Below are 8,169 nucleotides of genomic sequence, written 5' to 3' on the forward strand. Positions count from 1 at the left end.
TGTGGTGCCACCGTGCCTTGCGGACCATGGCGCAGCCCTTGACCAGCGCGGATCAGCGGACGGTGACCTGGATGCTCTTGGAGACGTTGCCGCACCCGAAGGCCGGATGCGCTCCTGCTCCGGGATCGCAGGTGCCTCGGTTGCGGAACTCCCAGGTCAGCGTGGTGGTGCCGGGGGCGATGGCGATGAAGGTCTGGTCGACCCCCGAGGCACAGCCGGCCATGTCCTCCGGGCAGGGGTCGATATCGACATCCGGACCGCGCCGCAGCACGGCGCCGTCGCCCGCCGAAGTGAGGTCCCAGGCCCATTGCCGGGCGCTCACAGTCCCTCTGGCGCCGAGCCGCTGCCCGACGGCCAGGGTCACCGTGCTCGGCGGGTACGAGGAGGTGGCGTTCCAGGCCTCCGCGTCGGTGGGGAGGGTGATCTCCGTCTTCGGCCGGGTGGTGGCCGGGTCGGTGGACGAACCGCTGGTGCAGGCGGTGAGCAGAGGCGTGGCGGTCAGGAGCGCCGCCACGCCGGCGATGATACGGCGCATCAGATCCCGCCCTCCCGGACTCGGCGACGCAGTGTGATGAGCAACGCGACCGAGGCCAGCCAGCGGGCGAACAGGACCTCGCGCTGGACGTCCGCCCCGGCGGCCGCGGCCGCGCGCAGCCAGCCGTGGACCAGCTCGCCCGCCTCCCGACCGGTCACCGGCTCCGGCAGGTCGAGCGCGGCGGTGAAGCCTCCGGCGCGTACGTACCGGGCCAGGAAGCCCAGCGGGTAGGGGCCGATGAGCAGGGCCTCGGCCTGGTAGGAGGCGGCGATCGCGGCCTCGGTGAAGAGCACGCGGCGCGGGCTGCCGTCGATCAGCAGCCCGCGGGTGATCGCGGCCTCGACGTCGTAGCCGGTCATCAGCTCGGCATCCGGACGGATGGTCGTCATTTCGGCAGCTCCGCGCCATAGGGCATGTTGACATCCACGTTGTCGGTGAGGTGTCCATCGTTCACGTGACTGTGGATGAACTGGTCCTCTGTCACCCACTCCGAGCGGCCCCAGGGGTTGTAGACCTGCAGCCGATCGCCGTCACGGGCCATGATCACCATCTGGTGGTTGTCCTTACCCCCCTCGCCATGGGCGCAGAACGGCACCGGCTTGCCCTCGTCCAGGGCCTTCTCGATCCGGGCGACGGCCGCACGCCGGTCGTCCTCGGTGTTGAGGGTGACGTACTCGTACGTGTCGCCGGTGGCCTTTCCGAGGTCCTGGTCGGCGAGAAAGGTGTTGCCCTTCGGGCCGACCCCTTGGTCCACCTGCGGGTAGGTCTTCTTGTCGCCGTTGGCCTGCTGGCCCTGCTGGTACTGCTGGATGTAGAGATCCTGAAGCCGCTGGCTGAAGTTGGTCGGCGAGTCGGCTCCCGGGGTGTCGGGCATGTTGCCGGTGGTGAGCCGAAGCATCGTCACCGGGTCCAGCTTGAGGTGGGCGACCACCGTGGAGGCGGCGACGCAGTCGCCGACGTTGCCCTGACCGTAGCCCGCGCTGCTGACGCCGATGTTTCTTGCCGTACTGGGGATTTCCTTGCCCTGGTAGACGAGGCTCACGTTCTCCGTGGTGGACTCCTGACGGGCGCTGTCCGTGCTGAGGGCCGGGACCAGGTGCTGGGACAGCCAGGTCGGGTCGTCGCCGTGGGGGTGGATCAGCGCGCCGAACTGCTCGACCTCGGCCACTGAGTGGCCGGCGGCCAGCGCCTTCCAGAGGTAGGCGGCCTCCTCGGGCGACTTGGCGCCGGACAGGAGGTTCCGGAAGGCACCCTGATCGGCGCCGTTCATCACGTCCAGGAACTGCGTGGCGCGCGCGAGTTGGTTGTCGGTGAGGATGTAGCCGCCGTCGGCGTCGGCCCCCGGGCCCTTCTCGTTCGCCAGGACCAGCGCGGCGAGCGGATCCAGCGGACCTTGCCCCGCGCGCTCGGCACGGGCCTGGGCGGCGAGCTGGTCAACCATGCTCGCGGTATGGGTACCACTGCTCTCCGCCCTCTGCGCGGCCGCGAGACGCGCCGCCACGCCGGTCTGGGCGGGCTCGAAGGCGGCGACAGCCCGCCCGGTGTCGAAGAGGTCGCCGGCGATCGACTTCTGCGCGTTCTGCAGGGAAACCACGCCCTGCGCGTCCGTGTTCTGGGCCCACTCCAGGTCATCCGCCCACGCGCCCAGCAGGCCGGCGGCCTGCTGCAGGGCCTTCTGGGAAACGGTCAGTTCGTTCGCCAGCGCTTGCACGGCCTGGGCGGCGTGCTCGGCGACCGAACCGGTCCAGACGCTCGGCAGCTGGTTGGCGGCGACCGTCCCGAGATCGGCGGACGCCTTCCCGTAAGCCTTGGCGGTGTCCGCGTACGCCTTGGCCCGCTCCCGTATCGTGCCCGGACTGCCCACCGGCCCGCCCACGGCCAGAGCCTTCCCGATCGCGTCGAACAGCGCGAAGCCGACGTAGATCGAGTCGATGGACGTCATGGCCTGCTGGGCCTTCTGGAGATCCCTGACCTTGCTCATCCGGCCCGCCCCGGGGTCATCGACGCGGCGAGCTTGGCCTCGGCGGCACGGTAGTTACCGCTGGTGGTCGACACCTTCTGCACCAGCTCGTCCACGGCGCGCTGAGTGACGTGCAGTTCCTGCGACCAGTTGCCGTCGAACGTAGCCCACGCCTGGTCCATCCCGAACTCGCCGAAGGCGGTGGACACGTAGCACACCTGCGCGGTGTAGGCGAGGTTGGCCGACGCGAGGTCGGTGGCCACGTTGTGGAGTGCCCCCACCACGCCGTCCAGCGCGTCCAGTTGGACCGTGTACCCGCCCGGTTTGTCGGCCATCTGCCGGTCTCCCCCTGTAATGCCCCATGCCCGCCGTGATCGAACGAGCACGGTCGATGAGCATAGACGTAGCCGCCGCGGGTGGCCGCGGCCTGGACCTCGGTGTTCTCCTCTTTGCCGGCCGGGCGGTGGGCGAGTTCGGAGAGCATTCGCCTGCCGTGGGTGCCTGGAATGCCGGTGAGAATTAGCACCACCCGCCGGCGAGGCGAAACTGCGATGACGTCCACTCGCCGGCCTCCGGATCGTTCAGCGGTTGAGTCTCTTCGACGCCAGTCATGACGTGGTTCAGCCGAGAGTCCCGGCACTGCCCTCGGGATCGGGTCTGACCTGCCACCCTGGAGGCCACGCATGCGCACCCCCTGCATTCCGCACCCGCGCGCCATCGAGATGCACATCCGCGTCGAACACGACTCCGTCGAACAATGTGTCCGGCCTTGGCGGCCCGTGCTACTCCGGTCGGCGGCCGGTGAGCTGCTGCCACCGGTCACGTGCCGCGTCCAGCTCACGGCGTGCCCCTGGAATGCGCGCATCCGACTTCTGACGGGCCACCACTTCGGCGAGTCGACGCCGGGCCTGCTCCTGGTCGTCCGTGTCGGCGATCGCGTTGCGCAGCTCAGCCTCGGCCTGCGGCACGAGCGCCTGGCGCTCGGCCTTGGACACCTTGGCGTCGGCGGCGGCGTTGAACACCTCTACGACGAACTTCCGCACCTCGGCCTCGGCCTCGGGCGTCTCCTCCAGGGACACGGTCACCATCTGCTGGCGGCCCGTCGGGAGCGCCACGTAGACGTGGCCGGCCTTGCGCGAGTACTCGTCGCGGACCGAGACCTCGTGCAGCGGGTACTCAACGGTGCGGCCGTCCACCGTCACTTCCAGTGCGTGGTCGTACAGCCGCAGGCTGTCCCCGAGCGAGGACCGCAGTACGCCCCGGCCGGGGGCCCGGAGCCAGGCCAGGTGCGCCTGAGCCTGGTTGACCCGGTCATGGTGCGCACGCTCGGCCGCTTCGACGTCGGAGCGGGCCATGTCGCGCTCACGGCCCGCCTCGCGCTGCAGTACGCGAAGCTTGCCGCGGGCGGCATCCAGGTCGCGCCGCTGCTCGGCGTACTCCGCGCTGAAGGCATACCGCCATCCCCCGGGGTAGCGCAGCATCAACCAGACCACCGCACCGGCAACCACCAGCACGACCACCAGAATCCAGCCCACAGGCCCCAACGATCCCCTCCCTGGTCCCATCGGCCCGCATCGGCTCCAGCAGGAGCAGGCCGAGCCGATCGTACGAACGGCGACCAGCTCGCGCGCGGGAATCCGGGAACTCCCGTGCCCGCACCGCTCAATACCGAGCCCCGGGGACCGGCGTGGTGCGCAGCTCGGGCTGGGGCGCCAGCTCGACGCGGCCGCCTGATCGACGGTCACGGCTGACGGACGACCTGCCCGAGCGGTGAACCACTGAGCGGTGTGCATCGTGAAGTTGCAGGTCGCGGGTCTGGTGTGCGTCGATGTCGGCATGCTCGGGCTGGTCGTGGGGGTATGACTTCGGCGGAGATCGTCGGTTCAGCGGGCGACTTCGCGGTTCGTCAGGACCAGCAGGGCCCGCACCAGCGCGGTCGCCCACTTCGGGTCGGTGCGGACCTTGCCGAGCACGCGCCAGTTCTTCAGGTGAGCGAAGCCGTGCTCGACCGGCGCCCGGACCGCGGCCAGCGCCTTGTTAGACAGCCTCTGCCCTCGGGTCAGGGGCCGGTTGCGGGCGGCCTTGTAGCCGGTGATCACCGCCGGGTCGGCGTCCGGGCCGCTGTCGTCGAGGCCGACGAAGCCCAGGTCGGCGATCGCGCCGAGGCCGGCCGTGCGCAGATGGGCGGCGAGTCGGTCGTGGCGGCAGGCGGTGATCTCCGAGGTGCGTCCGGGCCGGACCGCGGAGACCCACACCAAGCGGCCCTTGTCGTCGGTGAGCGCGATCACGAGCAGGCCGTGGCATTTATGCTTGCCGGAGTAGTTCTTCCGGTTCTCGGTCCCGGTGCGCCGACGTCAGGGCTGCTGCACCAGCTGGCGGAAGAGCCCCTGCCCGGCTCACGAGCTCTGTTCGCCCAGGCCACCCCGGGCCCCCGGCTGCTGTTCCCGGGCCTGGTCCCAGGGAAGCCCATCTCGACCCACGCCATGACGCAGAAGCTCAACCGCCACGGGATCTCGGTCCGCGCGGCCCGCAATTTCGCCCTCGCCGCGCTCGCCGCCGACCTCCCCAGCCCCATCCTCGCCGACCTGACCGGCATGCACCGCCACACCGCGATCCGCTGGGTCGCCTACGCCCGACGCGACTGGGCCGAGTACCTTGCGGCACGCGCCGAGGACCAACAGGAAGGCAGACGATGACCGCCCCGACCGGCCGCAACGATGAGCGCACAGCCGAAGAAGTGCTCGATTACCTGGTAACGCACTTGAACGGCGCCCTGCGTCGCCTGGGAATGCATGGCGGCGAGGTGGCGATCAGGCTCTACCTCGACGCGGTAGCGTTCGCGGACGCCGCCGAGCAGGCATGGCAGCAGGAACTGAAGGACCTGCAAACCCGCCGAGGATCCTCCTCCACCGGCGTGCGCGGGGCCTTCCAAGATCTCTGGGGTGATGCACACGAGGGCGCCGTGGCCTCGGTCTACGCCGAGATTGCACACCGTCAGGGATGGCTGCGACTCGACCGGACCCTCACCTCGGCTGAGCACGACGAGATCCGTCGCGTCAGCGAGACCTGGTGCCGCAAGGACCGTCTCCTCAGCGACGTCGTCACGGCGTTCGGCCCACCCTCGGTCCTCTTCGGGGGGAACAACCCCAACTACCCCAAGACGCTGGCCTACGCGACCGACCAACGTGACGACATCCTGCTCTGCTTCCACCTCTGGAACAGCTTCGCCCCGGGTCCAAGCCAATCGTCGGCTTCCGTCCATGCCGAACCTGTCCTCTGGGCCTTCCGGGACGGCGGCACCCTGTTCACGGACGGCTTCATCTTCACCCCGGAAGGATCCGCCCGTCGGCGTGCGAGCTGAAGTGCGGGTCCGGGGGAACCGGGTTGCGAGGCATCCGGAGCTGCGGTGGAATCTGGCGGGCTGCGCACCTGTGGCCCGGGCGGGGAGGGACCGGTTGATGGACGAGACGACAGCGCTGGACAGCGTGCTTCAGCAGGCGCACATGGCCCAGGTGAGCTCGGTGAGCGGGTTCGAGGCGGACGGAGAGATCCGGGTGGACCTCTCTGATCCGGCGGAGTCGGCCCAGCTCAGGAGAGCTATGGCGGTGGAATCGCTGCCCGGGTTCCACTGCATGTGCGGCGGGGACGTCCGCTTCGAGTTGTTCGACTGGGACGGTGAGCGGCTCGCAGTCGTCGTCCTGCACCACGGGGCGACGCTGAGGTGGGGGCAGTGGGAGAGCGACGCCGTCCTCGCCGACGGCGGCCTGCTCCTGGCGTGGCTGGACGGGCACGGCATGCCCGGCCCCATGCAGCAGTTCGAAGCCGACCGACAGCGAGCGGAGGAACGATCCGAAGAGGAGCGCAGCTGGCTGGCCGCTATGCCCGCCGGATTGGAGGGGACCGCCGACCGGATCCTCGACCTCTCCCGCACCGGTGGCAGGCCCTCCCCCGAACTGCTTGCGGAACTCACGAACCGACTGCAGGCGACGTTCCCCGACCCGGTGGAGCGGGTGCTGGCCCTGCTCGACTGGTACGGCTCCGGCAGCGGGCGCTGCTCCGGTTACCCCGTCCACGAGGGTGTGCCTGGCGAACTGCTCGGCAGGGTGCCGATCGCCGACCTGCTCGCCGGGCTGGCTGACCCGCGGGCCGAGGAGCGACACGACGCCGGGGCCGTGCGGCATTTGGTGGGCTGGAAGACCCGCCCGCGCCAGAAGCGGGATGTCGCCGGCCTGCCCGAGCCGCTGCGTGCCCGGCTGCTGGCGCATGCTCGCCGCTCTGGAGACTCCGACAAGCAGGGCCGCGCAGAACGGTGGTTGGCACCCCTGCGGCCTGCGGGCCTGAGAGGGCGGAATGAGAGGTGATGTCCGTTCTGTCGTCGCCTGAACGTGTGGCCTTGTCGTCTACGGCAGGTCGCCAGGTCGGCGCCGTGCTGAGGTGGGTGCGTGAGTGACCGCAAGCCCTACAAGAGCGACTTGTCCGACGAGCGTTGGGCGCTGGTCGAGCCGGTGATCACCTCGTGGAAGGCCCAGCACCCCTCCGTCAGCGGACACGAGGGCCGTTACGAGATGCGGGAGATCGTCAACGCGCTGCTCTACCAGTCCCGGACCGGCTGCCAGTGGGACTACCTCCCGCACGACCTGCCGCCTGCTGGCGCGGTGAAGTACTACTTCTACACGTGGCGTGATGACGGCACCGATCAGGTCATTCACGACCTGCTGCGCTGGCAGGTCCGCGAGAGGAGGGGCCGATTAGCCGACCCCAGCCTGGTGGTGATCGACACCCAGAGCCTGCACGCCGCGGCCGGGGTGCCCGCCGGGACGACGGGACGCGACGCGGCGAAGAAGGTGCCGGGACGCAAGCGGGGACTCGCCGTGGACGTGCTGGGCCTGGTGATCGCCGTGGTGGTGCTGGCCGCCTCCGTCCACGACAACGCCTTCGGCACCGCCCTGCTCGACAAGGTCGCCGCCAGTACTGCCGGCACGGTGACGAAGGCGATGGTGGACCAGGGGTTCAAGAAGACCGTCGTTGACCACGGCAAGCAGGTCGGCATCGAGGTCGAGATCGTCGAACGCAACCCGGCCGAGACCGGTTTCGTCCCGCAGCCGATCCGGTGGCGGGTGGAGCAGACGAACGGGATCTTGATGCTGCACCGGCGGCTGGTACGCGACTACGAGCACCGGCCCTCTTCGGCCGAGTCCCGGGTGTACTGGGCGATAAGCGACGTGATGACCCGTCGGCTGACGGGCAGCGCGACCCCATCCTGGCGCGGCGCATGACCAGCGGGGAACTCACCCTCGGCGCGGTGCTGGTGCGACTGGAAGAGCGCGAGCGGGAGATCGCCGCACAGGCAGAGCAGACCCGCGAGCAGATCACGCAGCTCACCGCGATGCTGGACGAGCTCGGCAGGGCTGCCGAGGAGGTGCGGATCACCCGCAAGACGCTGCCGGAGCCGGCCCCGCCCACGCTGTCGGCGGCCGGATCGGAACTGCCGGACAAGGCGGCCTACCAGGAGATCATTGCGGTGTTCTCCGGGGCTGACGGTCCGCTCGGAAGATTTCAAGTCCAGTGAGACGGTCGTGACGTTATGAGGTTTGTGGTGCGGGTTCCCTGCGCTTGGCGGGGTCGTTGATCCACGCTGTCTTCGGGATCTCGGGTGGTCTGGGGCGGCGGCCGA

11 protein-coding genes are annotated in these 8,169 nt (G+C 69.8%); 5 read left to right on the forward strand and 6 right to left on the reverse strand.

What is annotated here, in order from left to right; genetic code table 11:
- Positions 1-52 precede the first annotated feature (52 nt).
- The 6 genes from KV557_RS24400 to KV557_RS24425 form a co-directional block, all read right to left on the reverse strand.
- Positions 53-535 carry a hypothetical protein gene (locus KV557_RS24400; protein ID WP_218203602.1) on the reverse strand — a complete coding sequence of 161 codons (483 nt, stop codon included), beginning with the start codon at positions 533-535 and terminating at the stop codon, positions 53-55.
- On the reverse strand, positions 535-924 hold the full coding sequence (locus tag KV557_RS24405) for a hypothetical protein (protein WP_218203603.1): 390 nt from the start codon (positions 922-924) through the stop codon (positions 535-537). The genes KV557_RS24400 and KV557_RS24405 overlap by 1 nt, the downstream gene beginning before the upstream one ends.
- Positions 921-2,516, reverse strand: a complete 1,596-nt coding sequence (locus KV557_RS24410) for a hypothetical protein (RefSeq protein WP_218203604.1) — start codon at positions 2,514-2,516, stop codon at positions 921-923. The genes KV557_RS24405 and KV557_RS24410 overlap by 4 nt, the downstream gene beginning before the upstream one ends.
- Entirely contained in the window at positions 2,513-2,830 is a 318-nt protein-coding gene (locus tag KV557_RS24415) for a hypothetical protein (protein ID WP_218203605.1), read from the reverse strand. The genes KV557_RS24410 and KV557_RS24415 overlap by 4 nt, the downstream gene beginning before the upstream one ends.
- 447 nt (positions 2,831-3,277) lie before the next feature.
- Positions 3,278-4,030 carry a hypothetical protein gene (locus KV557_RS24420; protein WP_218203606.1) on the reverse strand — a complete coding sequence of 251 codons (753 nt, stop codon included), beginning with the start codon at positions 4,028-4,030 and terminating at the stop codon, positions 3,278-3,280.
- A 348-nt stretch (positions 4,031-4,378) separates the two neighbouring features.
- Positions 4,379-4,783 carry a transposase family protein gene (locus KV557_RS24425; RefSeq protein ID WP_308130051.1) on the reverse strand — a complete coding sequence of 135 codons (405 nt, stop codon included), beginning with the start codon at positions 4,781-4,783 and terminating at the stop codon, positions 4,379-4,381.
- 195 nt (positions 4,784-4,978) lie between these two features.
- On the opposite strand from KV557_RS24425, the gene KV557_RS24430 reads away from it, so the two are divergent.
- The 5 genes from KV557_RS24430 to KV557_RS24450 all read left to right on the forward strand — a co-directional run bounded on the left by KV557_RS24430 (position 4,979) and on the right by KV557_RS24450 (position 8,064).
- The gene (locus KV557_RS24430) at positions 4,979-5,191 is read left to right on the forward strand and encodes a hypothetical protein (RefSeq protein ID WP_218203607.1); all 213 of its coding nucleotides are present in this window, start codon (positions 4,979-4,981) and stop codon (positions 5,189-5,191) included.
- The gene (locus KV557_RS24435; protein ID WP_218203608.1) at positions 5,188-5,856 is read left to right on the forward strand and encodes a hypothetical protein; all 669 of its coding nucleotides are present in this window, start codon (positions 5,188-5,190) and stop codon (positions 5,854-5,856) included. Before KV557_RS24430 ends, KV557_RS24435 begins: the two co-directional genes overlap by 4 nt.
- Before the next feature lie 97 nt (positions 5,857-5,953).
- On the forward strand, positions 5,954-6,856 hold the full coding sequence (locus tag KV557_RS24440) for a hypothetical protein (RefSeq protein ID WP_218203609.1): 903 nt from the start codon (positions 5,954-5,956) through the stop codon (positions 6,854-6,856).
- 81 nt (positions 6,857-6,937) lie between these two features.
- A complete protein-coding gene (locus KV557_RS24445) occupies positions 6,938-7,771 on the forward strand; it encodes an IS5 family transposase (RefSeq protein WP_218203610.1) in 834 nt (277 codons plus the stop codon).
- Complete coding sequence (locus KV557_RS24450) at positions 7,768-8,064, forward strand: hypothetical protein (protein WP_256177884.1); 297 nt, start codon at positions 7,768-7,770, stop codon at positions 8,062-8,064. The genes KV557_RS24445 and KV557_RS24450 overlap by 4 nt, the downstream gene beginning before the upstream one ends.
- The last annotated feature ends 105 nt before the right edge of the window (positions 8,065-8,169 follow it).

The sequence above is a fragment of the Kitasatospora aureofaciens genome (assembly GCF_019192735.1).
GTDB classification, from domain to species: Bacteria; Actinomycetota; Actinomycetes; order Streptomycetales; family Streptomycetaceae; genus Kitasatospora; species Kitasatospora aureofaciens_A.